This window comes from Streptomyces sp. Y2F8-2 (assembly GCF_014905555.1).
Lineage (GTDB): Bacteria > Actinomycetota > Actinomycetes > Streptomycetales > Streptomycetaceae > Streptomyces > Streptomyces cynarae.
In genome coordinates, this window is record NZ_BNGS01000008.1 from 306,796 (window position 1) to 324,879 (window position 18,084).

At 72.5% G+C, this 18,084-nt stretch carries 10 protein-coding genes, 2 tRNA genes and 1 pseudogene; 8 read left to right on the forward strand and 5 right to left on the reverse strand.

Features of this window, described 5'->3' with window-relative positions; genetic code table 11:
- Positions 1–49 precede the first annotated feature (49 nt).
- Positions 50–4,474, forward strand: coding sequence for a choice-of-anchor D domain-containing protein (locus SY2F82_RS26900; protein ID WP_236041812.1), 4,425 nt, complete (start codon positions 50–52; stop codon positions 4,472–4,474).
- 120 nt (positions 4,475–4,594) lie between these two features.
- Here SY2F82_RS26900 and SY2F82_RS26905 read toward each other — a convergent pair whose 3' ends face one another.
- Positions 4,595–5,467: a bifunctional DNA primase/polymerase gene (locus SY2F82_RS26905; protein WP_200421722.1), complete on the reverse strand. Its 873-nt coding sequence runs from the start codon at positions 5,465–5,467 to the stop codon at positions 4,595–4,597.
- A 174-nt stretch (positions 5,468–5,641) separates the two neighbouring features.
- A complete protein-coding gene (locus SY2F82_RS26910) occupies positions 5,642–6,517 on the reverse strand; it encodes an alpha/beta fold hydrolase (RefSeq protein ID WP_200421723.1) in 876 nt (291 codons plus the stop codon).
- 178 nt (positions 6,518–6,695) lie between these two features.
- Here SY2F82_RS26910 and SY2F82_RS26915 point away from each other — a divergent pair, with 178 nt between their 5' ends.
- The 5 genes from SY2F82_RS26915 (at position 6,696) to SY2F82_RS26935 (ending at position 11,799) form a co-directional block, all read left to right on the forward strand.
- Positions 6,696–7,634 carry a bifunctional MaoC family dehydratase N-terminal/OB-fold nucleic acid binding domain-containing protein gene (locus tag SY2F82_RS26915; protein WP_200421724.1) on the forward strand — a complete coding sequence of 313 codons (939 nt, stop codon included), beginning with the start codon at positions 6,696–6,698 and terminating at the stop codon, positions 7,632–7,634.
- A 5-nt stretch (positions 7,635–7,639) separates the two neighbouring features.
- Positions 7,640–8,035, forward strand: coding sequence for a MaoC family dehydratase (locus tag SY2F82_RS26920; protein ID WP_200421835.1), 396 nt, complete (start codon positions 7,640–7,642; stop codon positions 8,033–8,035).
- Complete coding sequence (locus SY2F82_RS26925; protein ID WP_200421725.1) at positions 8,032–9,198, forward strand: lipid-transfer protein; 1,167 nt, start codon at positions 8,032–8,034, stop codon at positions 9,196–9,198. The genes SY2F82_RS26920 and SY2F82_RS26925 overlap by 4 nt, the downstream gene beginning before the upstream one ends.
- A 222-nt stretch (positions 9,199–9,420) precedes the next feature.
- On the forward strand, positions 9,421–9,975 hold the full coding sequence (locus SY2F82_RS26930; RefSeq protein WP_200421726.1) for a SigE family RNA polymerase sigma factor: 555 nt from the start codon (positions 9,421–9,423) through the stop codon (positions 9,973–9,975).
- Positions 9,976–10,143: 168 nt separating this feature from the next.
- Entirely contained in the window at positions 10,144–11,799 is a 1,656-nt protein-coding gene (locus SY2F82_RS26935) for a long-chain fatty acid--CoA ligase (protein ID WP_200421727.1), read from the forward strand.
- A gap of 77 nt (positions 11,800–11,876) precedes the next feature.
- On the opposite strand, the gene SY2F82_RS26940 is transcribed toward SY2F82_RS26935, so the two are convergent.
- Together SY2F82_RS26940 and SY2F82_RS26945 are read right to left on the reverse strand one after the other, a co-directional pair.
- Positions 11,877–16,253 (reverse strand): PAS domain-containing protein, encoded by a 4,377-nt coding sequence (locus SY2F82_RS26940; RefSeq protein WP_200421728.1) that lies wholly within the window; start codon positions 16,251–16,253, stop codon positions 11,877–11,879.
- Positions 16,254–16,453: 200 nt separating this feature from the next.
- Positions 16,454–16,891 carry an SSI family serine proteinase inhibitor gene (locus tag SY2F82_RS26945; RefSeq protein WP_200421729.1) on the reverse strand — a complete coding sequence of 146 codons (438 nt, stop codon included), beginning with the start codon at positions 16,889–16,891 and terminating at the stop codon, positions 16,454–16,456.
- A 253-nt stretch (positions 16,892–17,144) separates the two neighbouring features.
- On the opposite strand from SY2F82_RS26945, the gene SY2F82_RS26950 reads away from it, so the two are divergent.
- Positions 17,145–17,235: transfer RNA gene (locus tag SY2F82_RS26950), tRNA-Ser, on the forward strand.
- A 239-nt stretch (positions 17,236–17,474) separates the two neighbouring features.
- Positions 17,475–17,547 (forward strand) — tRNA-Arg (locus SY2F82_RS26955).
- A gap of 101 nt (positions 17,548–17,648) precedes the next feature.
- Here the strand turns inward: SY2F82_RS26955 and SY2F82_RS39555 are convergent.
- Positions 17,649–17,987, reverse strand: a pseudogene (locus SY2F82_RS39555) (tyrosine-type recombinase/integrase); the annotation flags it as partial.
- Between the last annotated feature and the right edge of the window lie 97 nt (positions 17,988–18,084).

Consider the following 18,084-nt stretch of genomic DNA (forward strand, 5'->3'; position numbering starts at 1 on the left):
CGCCGTGCCTGTGACCACTCCGGGTGCGAACACCAGAGGAGGTCCCGGTTTGGCCGGGTTTTTCGCGCCCGTACGCCGCGGCCGCCACCGCGACCGGCGACGCAGATGGCTCTCCGCCATCGCCGCCGTGGCCGGTGCGGCACTGATCGGTACGACGATCGGTCTGGCAGTACAGTCGGCCCAGGCCGACCAGACCACCCAGGGCGTCGACAACTTGCGCACCAACTGGGACCAGAAGGAAGCAGGGCTCTCCCCGGCGGTCGTCCAGTCGTCCGCCTTCGGCCGGCTCTTCGCCACCAAATTGGACGGGCAGATATACGCCCAGCCGCTGGTGCTGGGCGACCAGGTGATAGCGGTCACCGAGAGCAACACCGTGTACGGCCTCGACCGCACCACCGGTGCGATCAAGTGGAGCAAGAACTACGGACCGGCGTGGCCGGCCTCCGCGATCGGCTGCGGTGACCTGGTGCCCAACGTGGGGGCGACCGCGACACCCGTCTACGATCCCGCCACCAACGCCCTCTACTTCACCACCAAGGTCGACGACGGAACCTCCACGCACCGCCACCCGAAGTGGCTGATGCACGCGGTGGATCCGGCGTCCGGAGCCGAGTTCCCCGGGTGGCCGGTCACCATCGGCGGGAGCCCCGCCAATGAGCCCGGCGCCAGCTTCGACGCCTACTACGAGCAGCAGCGCCCCGGCCTGCTGCTGATGGACGGCGTCGTCTACGCGGGCTTCGGCGGCCACTGCGACGCGTGGCCGTACCGCGGCTACGTGGTCGGCGTGAGCACCACCGAACACAGCATCACCTCGATGTGGGCCTCGGTGACCGGTACCGGCACAGGTGGCGCCGGCATCTGGCAGTCGGGCGGCGGCCTGGTCTCCGACGGTTCCGGCCGGATCTTCTTCAGCACCGGAAACGGCATCAGCCCGGCCCCCGGGCCGGGCAAGACCATGCAGGGAACCCTGGCCGAGTCCGTCGTCCGCCTCCAGGTCAACGCGGACAACAGCCTCAGCACGGCCGACTTCTTCAGCCCGAGCGACGCCTCCACCCTGGACCTGAACGACCAGGACATCTCCTCCGGCGCCCCGATGGCGCTGCCGGACGGCTTCGGCACCAGCGAACACCCCCATCTGCTGGTCCAGCAGGGCAAGGACGGCCGGGTGTTCCTGCTCGACCGCGACAACCTCGGTGGCATGGGCCAGGGACCCTCGGGCGGCGACGCCGCGGTGAGCGTGTCCGGTCCCTACCAGGGGATGTGGGGGCACCCCGCGTTCTGGGGCGGCGACGGCGGCTATGTCTACGTCGTCGGCAGCTACGGTCCGCTGCGGGCGCTCAAGTACGGCGTACGCAACGGCGGCACGCCCGCGCTTACCCTTACCGGCCAGAGCCAGGACACCTTCGGTTACACCAGCGGCTCTCCCGTCGTCACGTCCAACGGCACGGACGACTCGAGTGCCCTGGTGTGGATGGTCTCCGCGAGCAACGCCTCCGGGGCCGACGGCACCCTGCGTGCCTACAGCCCCACTCCGGACGGCAACGGCCTGCTGCCGCTGCTGTGGTCCGCCCCGATCGGCACGGCGACGAAGTTCAGCACTCCGACCACCAACGACGGCAAGGTGTACGTCGGCACGCGGGACGGCGTGCTCTACGGTTTCGGCAGCCCGGCCAGGACCGCCCTGACCGCGGCCTCGCTCGACTTCGGCCAGGTCGGCCTGGGCAGCAGCAGCTCGGCCGCCATGAAGCTGACAGCCACGCAGGACGTCAGCATCACCGGACTCAAGGCCTCCGGCGCGTTCTCGGTCGACCCGTCCGCCGTGCCCACGGCCGAGCAGCCCAAGGCGCTGGCGACGGATGCCACCCTGGATGTGCCGATCAGCTTCACTCCCACGACCACCGGCGGCATCAACGGCACGCTGACCGCGAACCTGTCGGACGGCCAGAAGCTGGTCTTCGCACTCCACGGCGTCGGCACCAGGCCCGGTCTCGGGGCGGCGCCGGGAGCCGTGGACTTCGGGGACGTGCCCACCGGCAGCTCCTCGACGCTGAACCTGCAGATCACCAACACGGGCACCGAAGCGGAGACGATCGACTCGATCGACTCGCCCACCGGCCCGTTCACCGCCGCAGGTCTGCCGAGTGCGGGCACGGTCGTGCCGGCCGGCGGTTCGTTCGTGCTCTCGGTCACCTACACGCCGGTCGGCGGCCAGGACGACAGCGACGCACTGGTGATCAGCAGCAGCAGCGGCGGCGAGGCGCACAATCTGAGCGTGCCGGTCAACGGAACGGCCATCACGGGACAGGGGCACCTGCAGTTCTCCACGAGCTCGCTCGACTTCGGCTCGGTCCCGATCGGCAGCTCGAAATCGCTCTCCTTCACCCTCACCAACACCGGCAACATCCCGGTGACGGTGACCAAGGCCAAGGCGCCGACGGGTGACTTCAACAGCCCGATGCAGCTGTCCGAGGGCCTGGTCATCGGTCCCGAACAGACCGCCGTGCAGAGCGTGACGTTCACTCCGCGTTCGGCCTCGGACATGAGCGCCTCCTACGAAGTCACCGGGACCGGGGTCGACGCGAACGGCAGCGCCCAGGGCGCCATGTACGTGTCGGTCAAGGGCACCGGCACCGGCACCGCCACCACCACGTCGGCCAAGGACGGGCTGTGGCAGGCCAACGGCTCGGCGGTGGCCGCCGACGACGGCAGCGTCCAGCTGACCCCGGCCACCGGCAACCAGGCGGGCACGGCGGTGTACACCAAGCCGCTCCGCACCGACGGCCTTCGGGCCACCTTCACCGCCAAGTTCGGTCCTGGCAGCGGTGGAACCGGAATGACGCTCTCGCTCCTCGACCCCGCCCAGAACTCCGCCTCGGCACTGGGCGCGGCCGGCAGCGGCCTCGGTGTCGCGGGGCGGCCGGGCGTGGTGATCGCGTTCGGCACCGGCTGGAACAACACGCTCCGGACGCAGAACTTCGCGGGTGTGGGCTCCAGTTCGGCCGACTCCTCGACGATCGACTACCAGTCGGTCGCGAAACTCAGCACCTCCCTGCGCCAGGGCACGCACCAGGTGGACGTCCAGGTGGACGCCGGCCATGTGTATGTCTGGATCGACGGGACGCAGGTACTGGACGCGACACCGACGCTGACGTCCAGCGCACTCGTCGCCTTCTCCGGGGCCACGGGAGACAGCGCCGACACGCAGACGGTGAGCGGCCTGGTCGTCAGCGAGGCGGCGCCCCCCGCTCCGCAGCCCAAGGCGGCGACCTCGCTCAACCTCACGGCCCCGAACACGGGTGTCCCGGGCCGGCCGTTGACCGTCAGCGGCACGCTGACGTCGACCGCGGCGCTTGCCCCGGGCCGGCTCGTGCACCTCACGCGGAACGGAGCGGCGCTGCGCGATGTGACGACGGCTGCGGACGGCTCCTTCACCTTCAGCGACACTCCGCCGGCGGAGGGTACGTACACCTACGCCGCAAGCTACGCGGGGGACGAGACCCACGAGACGGCGAGCACCGCGGGTCTCGTGCAGGTCTCCAAGCTGACCACCTCGGTCACTGTGACGGCTCCGGCCACCGCCATCCGCACGCGCACACTGACGGTCTTCGGCAAGCTCTCCGGCTGGCCGTTCGCCGCCGGTCAGGTCGTCAAGGTGACGAAGACCGACCTCGCCCACCCGTCCGGTGTCGCACTCGCCGACGCCAAGGTCGCCGCGGACGGTTCGTTCAGGTTCGCGGACACCCCGCAGACCGGCAGCGCCAACACCTACAAGGTGACCTACGGCGGCGACGTCTCACACACGGCGGGCAGCCGCACCGTCACCGTCCTGGTGTCCCGGGCCGCCACGTCCCTGACCATCGCCACCGACCGCTCGACGTACACATACGGCCAGTACGCGAAGGTCACCGCCCACCTGGGCACGACCTACAACCTGCGTACGGTGGCGATCTACGCCCAGCCGTACGGCGGCAAGGCGGTCCTGGTGAAGTCGGGCACGGTGGACTCCCACGGCAATCTGACGGCGTCCTACAAACTCGCCCACAACACCACGTTCAGCGTGGTGTTCGCCGGCGACTACCAGTACTCCCCGAGGACCGTCGCCGGAAGCGTGGACACCTATGTGGCGATCTCGGAGAAACTGTCCGGTTACTACACGAGCATGTCCTACAGCGGCACCCTCTACCGCGTGTACCACCAGACCGCCAAGGAGCAGCTCGCCGTCACCGTCACACCCGACAAGGCCGGTCAGTGCGTTGTCTACCGCGTGCAGCGGTACTACAGCGGCGCCTGGCACACGCAGAGCACCACTCCCTGCGCCTCCCTTGGTTCCACCAGCACCGGGAGCCAGCAGATGTCCCTCACCAATGCCGTGAACAGCAGGTTCCGCGTGGCTGCGGAGTATGTCCACAGCAGTAAGGACAACACCAACCTCACCACCTGGGGCGCCTGGCAGTACTTCACCGTCAGGCAGTGAGCAGCGGCCCGGACCCGGCTGGAAGCCCCGCCCTCGCACAGCACGAGGGCGGGGCTTCCCCTTGTCGCCGGGCGCGCGGCGACGACCGGGGTGCACCTCTCACCACCGCCTCGAACCGTCTCAGGGGCGCTGCGCCGCCATCCGTGCGGCCGACGCCAGGGTCGAGCGGGCCTCGCGTGGGGTGAGGCCCGTGCGGATCGCCGCGTCGAGGAGGGCGGGGGCCAGGTCCGGGCCGAAGCCGTTCTCGTAGGCCCGGCAGGCGGCCCAGAACAGGCGGGTGTTGCGCTGGCCCTCGTGCGCCGCGAGGACGAACTGGACCAGGCCCTGGCCGTGCCGGCCCGCCGACGAGGGCGTGGCGTGGCGCGGGCGCGGTGGGGGCGTGAGCAGGCGCAGCAGGGCGGGCGGGCAGGGTGCGGGCGGCAGTTGGGCGGTGCCCGGTGCCGTGCTGTATATGCCGTGGTCGGTGCGCGAGCCGGGGCCGACCAGGTAGCCGCCGGCGCCCCGGACGTCGATACCGGGTGCGAGGCGGCTCGCCGAGTTCGGTACGACGACGTCCGGCGGGCCGCTCAGCCACAGGTGGCGGCCGCCGCTCGGGGTGAGCACGACCACCGTCGCAGGGATCGTGAACAGATGGCGCAGGGCGAGTTCGCGCAGGGCCGCCGAGGAGTCGGTGCCGGACTTGGTGTCGAGGTCGATGCCGATCAGGTGGTGGGGGTGCAGACCGCAGGCGATGCCGTAGCCGGTGGCCCAGGGCGCGGCGGCGAACAGCTCGCGGATGCGGCGGGGGTCGGTCGTGGCGTCGTACACCCCGTGTCCGAAACGGCCGCATGCGCCGTGGCAGACGGGTGCCGTCGGGTCGGGGTGGTCGCGGTGCGGGGAACGCAGGGCCGGCAGTTTCGTACGGGACAGCGGGATCACCGCCAGCCCGCGCTCCGCGGCGGACAGGGCGTGGGCCAGGGCCAGGGTGGTGGCCTGCCGGTCGGTGGTGGCCATGCCCCCATGTTCGTACGTCTGTTCGAAAATGGGAAGGGGGGCGGCGGTCCCCCGGGAGTCTCCAGGAGGCTCCAGGAGGTCTCCGGGATGCTGCAGGAGGCTCAGGGACGTCTCCTCGAGGCGGCTGGGCGGCTTCCAGGGGTGGTGAGCCGGTGGGTGGTTTTCCGGGGCGGGTCAGCTCTGGTGCGCCCGCCAGAAGGCGCGCAGCGCGGTGACGAGCGCCTCGGGCGCCTCCTCGGCCATGTGGTGCCCGCTGTCGACCGGGCCGCCCTCCAGCCGGTCGCCCGCCCAGCCGCGCCAGACGCCGAGCACGTCGCCATAGAGCTCGGCCATGTCGTCGCGGGTGGCCCAGAGCACCTGCAACGGGCAGGCGACGCGCCGGCCGGCCCGTCGGTCGGCGTCGTCGTGCTCCCGGTCGACGCCGAGTCCGGCCCGGTAGTCCTCGCACATGGCGTGCACGGTGGCCGGATCGTGGATGGCGCGGTGGTAGTCCTCGTACGCCTCGGCGCCCATCTGCTCACGGGTGGCCCGGTACCAGGCGTCGGGGTCCGCGTTGATGACCCGCTCGGCGGGCTTGTCGGTCTGTCCCAGGAAGAACCAGTGCCACCAGCTCGCGGCGAACGCCGCGTCGCAGCGTCCCAGCGCCTCCCCGATGGGGACGGCGTCCAGCACGCTCAGCGCGGACACCGCCTCCGGGTGGTCCAGGGTGAGACGGGTGGCCACGTACGCGCCGCGGTCATGGCCCACCACGGCGAAACGCTCGTGTCCGAGGCCGCGCATCACCGCCAGGCAGTCCCGGGCCATGGCGCGCTTGGAGTACGGACGGTGCTCCGGGTCGGTCGGGGGCTTGGAGGACCGGCCGTAGCCCCGCAGGTCCGGGCAGACCACGGTGTGACCGGCGGCGGCCAGCAGCGGAGCGACCCGGTGCCAGGTCGCATGGGTGCGCGGATGGCCGTGCAGGAGCAGCACGGCCGGGCCGCTGCCGCCGTGCCGCACCAGCAGCCTCGCCCCGTCCCCCTCGCGCCGTGTCAGTTCGAAACCGTCGAACATCCGACCCCCTCCGCTCCGGCCGTCGCGTCCCGGCTGCCCCGGAAGGCTCCCATCACGCAATCGGTGCCCTGAAGAGTTCGGTCGCAAGAGGCGGCGGCCTTGACAGCTCGCCGATATCTGACGGACAGTCAGAAAGTCTCGCACCCACCGTGCCACCAGATCCGGGAGGCCCGCAACGATGCGGCTCGAGGAGGACTTCGCCACGCGGCTCAAGGCGTACGAGGGCCGGCCGGCCGTCGTCGCGGGCGTCGGCAAGGACCCGGTCAACGCGCCGATGATCCGGCACTGGTGCGAGGCGATGGGCGACGCCGACCCCGCGTACACCGGCCCGGACGCCATCGCCCCGCCCACCATGCTCCAGGTGTGGACGATGAGCGGCCTTTCCGGCCACACGGGGCGCACACAGGAGTACGACGAGCTGTCGGCCCTGCTCGACGAGGCGGGCTGCACCTCCGTCGTCGCCACCGACTGCGAACAGGAGTACCTGCGGCCGCTGCGCCCCGGTGACGAGGTCACGTTCGACGCGGTCATCGAGTCGGTCTCGGACCAGAAGCGCACGAGGCTCGGCACGGGGTACTTCGTGACGACGCGGATGGACGTGCGCGTGGACGGCGAACCGGTGGGGACGCATCGGTTCCGGATCCTCAAGTACGCGCCTGCCGGCGAACCCGCCCGCGCCGAGCCCGCCCGCGCCGAGCCCGCCACCAGACGGCCCCGCCCGGTGATCAACCGGGACAACGCCGGTTTCTGGGAGGGCGTCGCCCGGCACCGGCTGCTGATCCAGCGGTGCGGCGACTGCGGCACCCCGCGCTTCCCCTGGCTGCCGGGGTGCAACACGTGCGGCTCCCCGGAGTGGGACACGTTCGAGGCGAGCGGCGCGGGCACGGTCTACTCGTACGTGGTCCTGCACCATCCGCCGTTCCCGGCCTTCGACCCTCCCTACGCGGTCGGCCTGATCGAGCTGGCCGAGGGCGTCCGGATCGTCAGCAACGTGACCGGGGTGCCCTACGACAAGGTGCGCATCGGCATGCCCGTACGCCTGGTGTTCGAGCGATACGACGAGGAACTGGAGCTTCCGGTGTTCCGCGCCGACGGCGGCCGTGGGGTGGAGCCATGAGGGGGCTGCGCGCGGGGACGGAGCTGCCGCCGCTGGAGATCGAGATCACCCGCACGCTGATCGTGGCCGGTGCGATCGCCTCCCGGGACTACCAGGACGTGCACCACGACGCCGAGCTGGCCCGGCAGAAGGGCTCCCCCGACATCTTCATGAACATCCTGACCACCAACGGGCTGGTCGGCCGGTACGTCACGGACCACTTCGGCCCGGCGGCCGTCCTGCGCAGGGTCGCCATCCGGCTCGGCGCGCCCAATCACCCCGGGGACACGATGGTGCTGACCGGCACGGTCGAGGAGGTCGACGGGGACACGGCCACGGTGAGGGTGGTCGGGGCCAACGGCATCGGCCGGCACGTCACCGGCACGGTCACGGTGACCGTCCCGAACGGGGATGCCGGATGAGCATACGGACGAGGGACACCCTCGGCGGGCGGGCCGCCGTCGTCGGGATCGGTGCCACAGAGTTCTCCAAGGACTCCGGGCGCAGCGAGCTGCGGCTGGCCGTGGAGGCGGTGCGGGCGGCGCTGGACGACGCGGGGCTCACGCCCGCGGACGTGGACGGCATGGTCACGTTCACGATGGACACGAGCCCGGAGATCACCGTCGCCCAGGCCGCCGGCATCGGCGAGCTGTCCTTCTTCTCCCGGATCCACTACGGCGGCGGGGCGGCGTGCGCGACCGTCCAGCAGGCCGCGCTCGCGGTCGCGACCGGGGTGGCCGAGGTCGTGGTCTGCTACCGGGCGTTCAACGAGCGCTCCGGCCGCCGCTTCGGCTCCGGGGTGCAGCACCGCGAGCCGTCGGCGGAGGGGGCCGCGCTGGGCTGGTCGCTGCCGTTCGGGCTGCTCACCCCGGCGTCCTGGGTGGCGATGGCGGCCCAGCGGTACCTGTACACGTACGGTCTGACACCGGAGGCGTTCGGCCATGTGGCCGTCGTCGACCGCGCGTACGCGGCGACGAACCCGGCGGCCCACTTCCACGGCCGGCCCATCACCCTCGCCGACCACGCGGCCTCCCGCTGGATCGTGGAACCACTGCGGCTGCTCGACTGCTGCCAGGAGACGGACGGCGGCCAGGCGCTGGTGGTCACCTCGCTGGAACGGGCGCGCGATCTGCCCCACCCGCCCGCGGTGGTCACGGCCGCCGCCCAGGGCGCGGGGCGCGGCCAGGAGCAGATGACCGGCTTCTACCGGGACGACCTGACCGGCCTGCCGGAGATGGGCGTGGTGGCCCGCCAGCTGTGGCGCACGTCGGGAATGGGCCCCGCGGACATCGACGTGGGCATCCTGTACGACCACTTCACGCCGTTCGTGCTGATGCAGCTGGAGGAGTTCGGGTTCTGCGAGCGGGGCACGGCGGCGGACTTCGCGGCCGCGCGGACGCTGCCGCTGAACACCCACGGAGGGCAGCTCGGGGAGGCGTACCTGCACGGCATGAACGGCATCGCGGAAGCCGTACGGCAACTGCGCGGCACGGCCGTCAACCAGATACCCGGCGCCGCCCGGACCCTGGTCACCGCGGGCACCGGCGTCCCCACCTCCGGCCTGATCCTGACGGCGGACCGATGAGCGGCGCGGGCCGCGCGGGCCGTTCGCCCGGTACGGTCGCCGTACGCGCGCGGCTCGCCTGCTCCTGCCGTAGCCATCCCTCAGGGGTGAACCCTCAGGTGTTCGCGCCCGCTCGTCCACCTCCAGGAGGTGGGGGCAGCCCCCCGCCTACAACCTGAGGGGGAGGCGTCTTCGGGACCTGCGGCCGATCCGCCGCAAGGGGCGCGCTCCTAGCGTGGAGCCATGACCTCACCCGTCTGCACCAGCGCTTCGGACGCCGCCACGCCGGCGAGGCAGACCCTTCCGTTCCCGTCGTTCTCCTCGTATGTGAAGGCCCGTCAGCCGGTGCTGCTGCGCACCGCCCGGTCGCTCACCGCCAACGCCAGCGACGCGGAGGACCTGCTGCAGACCGCGCTGACCAAGACGTACGTCGCCTGGGACCGGATCGAGGACCACCGCGCGCTCGACGGGTACGTGCGCCGTGCGCTGCTGAACACGAGGACCTCGCAGTGGCGCAAGCGCAAGGTCGACGAGTTCGTGTGTGACGAGCTGCCCGAGCCGGAGGGCCTGCCCGCCGCGGACCCGGCCGAAGAGCAGGCGCTGCACGACGCGATGTGGCGCGCGATCATGAAACTGCCCGCACGCCAGCGGGCGATGGTCGTCCTGCGGTACTACGAGGATCTGAGCGAGGCCCAGACGGCCGAGGTGCTCGGTGTCTCCGTCGGCACGGTGAAGTCGGCGGTGTCCCGCGCCCTGGGCAAGCTCCGCGAGGATCCCGAACTCGCGCCGGTGCGCTGAGGGCCGGTGGCTGGTGGCCTATGACCGATGGCCGGTCGCCGATCGCGGGTGGCGGGTGGCCGAGGCCTTGATCGATCATCCCGGGGCCTAGTGACATACCGCTCGGTATGTGCGCAGAATCAGCGCAACCCCTACTGCCGCGTAGGCAATGACGCCCGGGAGGACTCCGTGCTGAGCACCATGCAGGACGTACCGCTGACCGTCACCCGCATCCTCGTGCATGGAGCGCTGGTGCACGGGACGTCCCGGATCACCACCTGGACCGGCGAGGGCGAGCCGCAGCGCCGCAGCTTCGCCGAGGCGGGGATCCGCGCGGTGCAGCTCGCGCACGCCCTCCGTGACGACCTCGGCGTCCGGGGCGACGACCGGGTCGCGACCCTCATGTGGAACAACGCCGAGCATGTCGAAGCCTACTTCGCGATCCCCTCCATGGGCGCGGTCCTGCACACGCTCAACCTCCGCCTGCCCGCCGAGCAGCTGGTGTGGATCGCCAACCACGCCGCCGACCGCGTGATCATCGTCAACGGCTCGCTGCTCCCGCTGCTCGCGCCGCTGCTGCCGAAGCTGCCGACGGTCGAGCACGTCGTCGTGTCGGGTCCCGGCGACCGTTCCCTCCTCGACGGGGCGCGCGCCCAGGTGCACGAGTACGAGGAGCTGATCGCGGGCAAGCCCACGACGTTCGACTGGCCCGAGATCGACGAACGCCAGGCCGCCTCCATGTGCTACACCTCCGGCACCACCGGCGACCCCAAGGGCGTCGTCTACTCCCACCGCTCGATCTACCTGCACTCCATGCAGGTCAACATGGCCCAGTCGATGGGCCTGACCGACCAGGACACCTCGCTCGTCGTGGTCCCGCAGTTCCACGTCAACGCCTGGGGCCTGCCGCACGCCACCTTCATGACCGGCGTCAACATGCTGATGCCGGACCGCTTCCTGCAACCCGCCCCCCTCGCCGAGATGATCGAGAAGGAGCGGCCCACGCACGCCGCCGCCGTCCCCACCATCTGGCAGGGCCTGCTCGCCGAGCTCGGCTCCCGGCCCCGCGACGTCTCCTCCCTCACCCAGGTCACCATCGGCGGCTCCGCCTGCCCGCCCTCCCTCATGGAAGCCTTCGACAAGCTCGGCATGCGGGTCTGCCACGCCTGGGGCATGACCGAGACGTCTCCGCTGGGCACGGTGGCCCGTCCGCCCGCCCACGCCGTCGGCACGGACGAGGAGTTCACCTACCGGCTCACCCAGGGCCGCTTCCCCGCGGGGGTCGAGGCCCGCCTCACCGGCCCCGGCGGCGAGCGGCTCCCCTGGGACGGCGAGTCCGCGGGTGAACTGGAGGTGCGTGGCCCGTGGATCGCCGGCGCCTACTACAACGGTCCGGACGCCGAACCCCTGCGTCCCGCAGACAAGTTCAGCGAGGACGGCTGGCTCAAGACCGGCGATGTCGGCACCATCAGCCCCGAGGGCTTCCTCACCCTCACCGACCGCGCCAAGGACGTCATCAAGTCCGGCGGCGAGTGGATCTCGTCGGTGGACCTGGAGAACGCCCTGATGGCTCACCCGGAGGTCGCCGAGGCCGCCGTCGTCGCGGTCCCGGACGAGAAGTGGGGCGAACGGCCGCTGGCCACCGTGGTGCTGAAGGAGGGCGCCACGGCCGACTTCGCGGTCCTCCGCTCCTTCCTCGCCGATGAACGCGGGATCGCCAAGTGGCAGCTGCCCGAGCGCTGGACGATCATCGAGGCGGTACCCAAGACGAGCGTCGGCAAGTTCGACAAGAAGGTACTGCGGCGGCAGTACGCGGCGGGCGAGCTGGACGTCACGCGGATCTGACGCCGGACGTACGGCGGCCGGGGCGCTGTTTCACGTGAAACAGCGCCTTTGTGCCGACTTCGGGCTGAGACCCGACCTCAGTTGGTACCGATGCGGGCCAGCAGATCCACGATCCGGTCCTGCACTTCGGTGCTCGTCGAGCGTTCCGCCAGGAACAGCACCGTCTCGCCCGAGACCAGCCGCGGCAGGTCGGCGGGATCCACTGCGGCGGTGTAGACGACGAGGGGGGTGCGGTTGAGCAGGTTGTTCGCGCGCAGCCAGTCGACGACCCCGGCCTGGCGGCGGTGCACCTGCATCAGGTCCATCACCACCAGGTTCGGCCGCATCTGTGCGGCCAGCGTGACCGCGTCCGCGTCCGACGCGGCCCGCGCGACCTGCATACCGCGCCGCTCCAGCGTGGCCGTGAGCGCGAGGGCGATCTCCGCGTGCTCCTCGATGAGCAGCACCCGCGGCGGGTGCTGCTCGGAGTCGCGCGGGGCGAGCGCCTTCAGCAGGACGGCCGGGTCGGCGCCGTACGCCGCCTCCCGTGTCGCCTGCCCGAGCCCCGCCGTGACCATGACGGGGACCTCCGCGGCCACCGCGGCCTGGCGCAGCGACTGGAGTGCGGTGCGCGTGATCGGGCCGGTGAGCGGGTCGACGAAGAGCGCCGCCGGGAACGCGGCGATCTGCGCGTCGACCTCCTCACGGGAGTTGACGACGACGGGCCGGTAGCCGCGGTCGCTGAGCGCCTGCTGGGTCGTGACGTCCGGCGCGGGCCACACGAGCAGCCGGCGCGGGTTGTCGAGCGGCTCCGGGGGCAGCTCGTCGTCCATCGGCTGCAGCTGAGGCTGGTCGGCGACCTCCACGGCACCGCCGGGACCGTCGAGCGGCTCGGGACCTTCGTCGGCGTTCTCGTCCGGGGCCCCTATGGCGTACGACCGTCCTGCGCCCTCGGTGGCCGGGGCCAGGCGGGACTGCCCGGCCAGGGACGGCTGGGGCGGGACAGGAGCCGACACGGGCTGCGGGTGCGGGCGCGCTGTCGCCTCCGGGCGCTCACCGGCCGGCTCAGGAGGCGTGCCGAGCTTGCGACGGCGGCCGGAACCGTTGGATGCGTGCGGGGGAGGCGTCGGCGCAGACGGGCGGGGCGGGACCCCCGCCTGCGTCGCCTGCCGTGCGAAGGGCACCCCCTGCCCGAGCGTGCGCACACTGATCGCGCGGCTCTGGGGCGAGGGGGAGTCGGAAGGGGCGGCCGACTCCGCGGGCAGTGGCTGGGCTGGGCGCGGCTGGGGCGTGCGCTGCTGCTCCGGCGGCAGCGGCGTGCCCGCGGACGGGGTGGTCCCCGGCGCCTGCGGTGCGGGCATGCCCGCACCGGTGTCACCGGAACCGGGCCAGTGCTGGGGCTGTTGCTGAGCCGGTTGCGGGGGCACCGGGGTGCCGGGAGCGGGCTGGGGGACCTGCGGGGGCACGGCGGTGCCCGGGGCGGGCCGGGCAGCCTGTGGGGGCACCGGGATGCCGGGGGTTACCTGTGGGGGAGCCTGCGAGGGCACCGGGGCGCCGGCGGTCGGGGCGGCTGCCGTGGGCGCCGCGTTCGGCGTCGCCTGCGGGCCGGGCTGGGGCTGGGGCTGCGCCGCGGGCTGAGGTGCGACGGGGGGCCGGCCGGGCTGTCCCGCGACGGGCTGGGCGGGCATGGCGGCGGGGACCGGCTGAGCCGGGGCCATGGGCTGCCCCGGGGCCACCACCGGTCGGCCCGGTGCCATGGGCACGGGCTGGACGGCGGGGCCGGGCCGGGCCGGGACCGGCTGACCGGGCGCCGCCTGGGCCGGCAGCGGCCCGCCGGGCAGCGCCGGTCCGCCCTGCGCGGCCGGAGCGGTCGGCGCTCCCTGCGCCGGGACGGGCTGCGGGCCCTCCTGCCCGGGAACCCCTTCGGCAGGGGCGCCGGGCGTCATCTGCGCGGGCACACCCTGAGGCGGTGTCCCGGTGGCGGAGGCGCCGTCCGGGGCCGGCTGCGGCTGCCCCGGCTCGGCGGCCGGGCGGGCGCGGCGGCGGCCCGTGGGCGCGGACACCGGGTGCGGCTGCGGCGGCGTGTGCTCCTCGGCGGCGTCGTGCGGCACGGCGTCATGGCGGCCCTCGTCGGCCGGGACGGCAGCGGCCGTGCTCTGCTCCGGCGTGCGGTCCGCCTCGGCGGGCGGCAGCGCGAACACCGTGCGGGGAGCGGCGTCCGCGGCGGCGGCACGCTCGTTCGCGGCAGCCAGGGCACGCCGACGGCGTCCGGTGGGCGCGGGGGCCTCGCCCGGGGACGGCGTACCGGAGGCTGCGGGCAGCGCGGCCGGCAGCGCCTGCTGCTCGGTGTCCCGGCGGGCCCGGCGGCCCGAGGGCGCCGGCACGCCCTGCGGCGGCACGGTTCCGCCGAGTCCGCTGGCCGCGGCGGGGGCTCCCGCGGCGTGCTCGGCGGCGGTCACCACCGAACCCTCGGCCACGTCCTCGGCGAGGTTCGGCCGACCGCGCCGGCGTCCCGTACCTCCGGCAGCTTCGGCGTCGTCGCCGCCGGTCGCCTGCGCCGGGACCGCGGCCTCGGCGGCGGGTTCCTGCGCCGCACGCCGCCGACGCCGCCCGGTGGGCGCCACGGACGTGTCGGACGGGGCGGGGGAGGAGTCGCCGACCTCGCTCTCCAGGAACGCGTCCACGGACGACCGGCGAGCGCGCCGCCGTCCGCCGCTCTGCTGCTCATCCTGCTCGGGCAGCGCGATCTCGGTCCCGGCCCCCTCCGCCGGGGTCCCGGCCGCGGGCTCCGCCGGGGCCGCGGCGACCGCGCCGGCACCGCCGCCGAGCGGCACTTCGAGCACGTACGCGCTGCCGCTCATGCCCGGCACCTCGTGGGTCTGCAGCACACCGCCGTGCGCGCGCACGATGCCGCCGACGATCGGCTGGTGCACCGCGTCTCCCCCGGCGTACGGGCCGCGCACCTCGATCCGTACGACCTCGCCGCGCTGCGCTGCCGCCACGACGACGGTGTTGTCCATGTAACCGCCCGCCGAGACCGGCGCGTTGCCCGTGGAGTCGACGCCCGCCACGTCCGCGATCAGATGCGCCAGCGCCTGCGCGAGCCGCTGCGGGTCGACCTCGGCCTCGATGGGCGGAGCGTGCACCGCGAACTGGACCCGGCCGGGCCCGATCAGCTCGACGGCGCCGTCGACACCGGCGGCGACCACCGCGTCGAGCATGACGGTCGTCCGTACGAGGTCGTCGTCGCCGGCGTCGAGCCGCTGGTAGCCGAGGACGTTGTCGATGAGCGTGGTGATGCGCGAGTAACCGGCCGCGAGGTGGTGGAGCACCTGGTTGGCCTCCGGCCACAGCTGGCCGGCGTCGTCGGCGGCGAGCTTGGACAGCTCACCGCGCAGTTCGTCGAGGGGACCGCGCAGCGACTGGCCGAGCACCGCGAGCAGTTGGTCGTGCCGGGCGGTCAGCGCCTCGTAGCGGTCCTTCTCGCGCTCGCCGAGGGCGGCGTAGCGCTCCTCGCCGGCCGCGATCTCCTCCGCGTGACGCTCGCGCAGCTCGGCGAGCTCGGCGGCGTGCTCCTTGCGCAGCCGCTCCAGCTCCTCCCGGTGCTCCTTGGCGACCCGCTCCAGCTCCTCCTGATGCTGCTTGGCGGCCTCGTCCTTCTCCGCGACGAGCGTGTCGAACGGCCGCCGGTCGGTGAACGTCATCACGGCGCCGACGATCTGGTCGCCGTCGCGCACCGGCGAGGTCGTCAGGTCGACCGGCACCTTGTCCCCGGGTTTCGACCACAGCACCTGCCCGCGCACCCGGTGCTTGCGCCCGGAGCGCAGGGTGTCGTACAGCGGCGATTCCGTGTACGGGAAGGGGGAGCCGTCGTCGCGGGAGTGCAGGACGAGGGTGTGCAGCTCCTTGCCGCCGAGGTCGCTTGCCCGGTAACCGAGGATCTGGGCGGCGGCCGGGTTGACGAGCACGATCCGCCCGTCGGTGTCCGTGCCCACCACGCCCTCGGCCGCGGCACGCAGGATCATCTCGGTCTGCCGCTGCGAGCGGGCGAGTTCGGCCTCGGTGTCGACGGTGCCGGACAGGTCGCGGACTACGAGCATCAGCAGTTCGTCGCCGGTGTAGCCGTAGCCGTCGTAGGCCTGCCGACCGTCCTCCAGGTTGGCGCTCGTGACCTCGACGGGGAACTCGGTGCCGTCCGTGCGCCGGGCGATCATCCGGGTCGGCTTGGTCTGTCCGCGCGGGTCGAGGGAGTCGGGGCGCCGCATGGAGCCGGGGATCAGCCGCGAGTCGAACTGCGGCAGCAGATCGAGCAGCCCGCGCCCGACGAGCGCGGTCCCGGGCGTCTCGAAGGCCTCCAGCGCGATGGTGTTGGCGTTGACGACCGTGCCGTTGGCGTTGACCAGCACCAATGCGTCGGGGAGCGCGTCCAGTATGGCAGCGAGGCGAGCAGCGCCTCGGGATGGCCTGCTGCTCACGAGACGCTTCCTCCCTGTTACCGCACCTTGCCGACCGCGAGGGCCATCTTGCCAACCGGCCCGCTGCGTGTCACGCGAGGGAGTCTACGGGCAGTCCTGGCGCCCGCGGCGCCGGATGAGAGGGAGGTCGCACGCGGAAGTGACGCAGAAGCTGTGACCGCGCAGGTAGCCGCGCGCGGGGGGTCCGGCACCGTCGCTCGCTACGAACGAACGTGCGGCAGGAGCGGCACCAGCGCGTCCCAGCGGGCGATCCGGCACCCGTCCCCGCGGTCGAACCACGCGTCGACCGGCCGCCCGGCCCACCTCCCGGTGATGTGCGCGGTGGCGGCCCCGCCGTACTGGAAGGTGCAGTGCCTGTGCGGCGGCACCGGGGCGAAGGGGTCCCGCCCCCAGACGGTCCGCCGCTCGAGCACGGCGCACGCGCGGCCGGCGGCGGGGTGGGTGCCTCCTGCCGGATGGCACCGCAGCACGTAGACCCCGTCGGCGCCCCCGGTATGGCGGACGGTGACGAGGAGCCGGTCACCGTGCGGGGCCGGGCGCTGACCGTGCGCGTGCGCGGGGCCGACCACGGCGGTGAGAGGGAGAAGTGCGAGGGCCCCGAGGAGGAGAGGACGGCGGCGAAGGCGGAAGTGGTCCATGCCCTGCCTAACGGCAGCGGAGTGGAGCGGTTGCGGAGCGTGCCGGCGGATGCCCGTGAAGGCCAAGCCCGGGGAATGGGAGACGCCCATGGGCCCTGGTGGCGGGCGATATGACTCCTTGGGGCCCGATGCGGCCCAGTGCTTTGCCCTGCGGGCTTTCCGCCTAGTACCGTGGGAGCCGATTGGTGACACCCCGCTCGGCTGTGTCATCATCTGCACGCAGCACTCGCGCTCGCGCGTGAGCGGTTGTGCTGGAGGCGTCGCCTAGTCCGGTCTATGGCGCCGCACTGCTAATGCGGTTTGGGCCTTAAAGCCCATCGAGGGTTCAAATCCCTCCGCCTCCGCGCTCGATCACCGAAGCCCCGGTCCCCGCGACCGGGGCTTCGCTGTCTCCGGGACAGGCGCCGGGAGCCGCTCCAGGCCCGCCCCCGGAGCCGCCCCGGGATCCACCCGAGCAGGGCATTTCCGCAGGTCACAAGGGGTAGGGCAAACGGATTTCACATGGCGGCGGCAGTCATGTAATGTTCTTCCTGTCGCCGCGAGCGGGCCGGAAGGGCCGGGAGCGGAGACGAAAACAGAACAAGCACTCGTAGCTTAACGGATAGAGCATCTGACTACGGATCAGAAGGTTGCAGGTTCGAATCCTGCCGAGTGCGCAGCACGTCAGAGGCCCTGTGGAGTGATCCACAGGGCCTCGGGCTTTTGCCTTGACGGCAGTGTTTGACGGCAACCGCCTTCGAGGGCGATACGGGGTGGGTCAGATGGCCACCGGGAGACCGGCCGCGCCGTCGTCATCGTCCGGATCGTTGCCGTCATCCCTGAGCGCGTCCCCGACGCGGTCGAAGGCGGAGCGCTGGGAGTCGAGCCGTACGAAGGTGTAGATGTCCATGGTCACGCGGATGGAGCTGTGGCCCAGGACTTCCATGATCATGCGAGCGTCGGCGCCCTGTTCGTGGAGGAGCGAGGCGCAGGTGTGGCGCAGGTCATGAAAGCGGACCTTGCGGACGCCGGCACGGACGCACAGAGCGTCGAAGGAGCGATTCAGGTTGCGAGGCTCGATGGGGGTCCCGTTCTTGGTGGTGAAGACGAGGCCCTGGCCCGTTCCCTTGGCTGAGACCGGCGGGTGGTTGCTGGAAACACACGTGACGGGTGCTCGTCCGGCGCACCCGCCGTCGTGGCTGACTTTCGGTGGC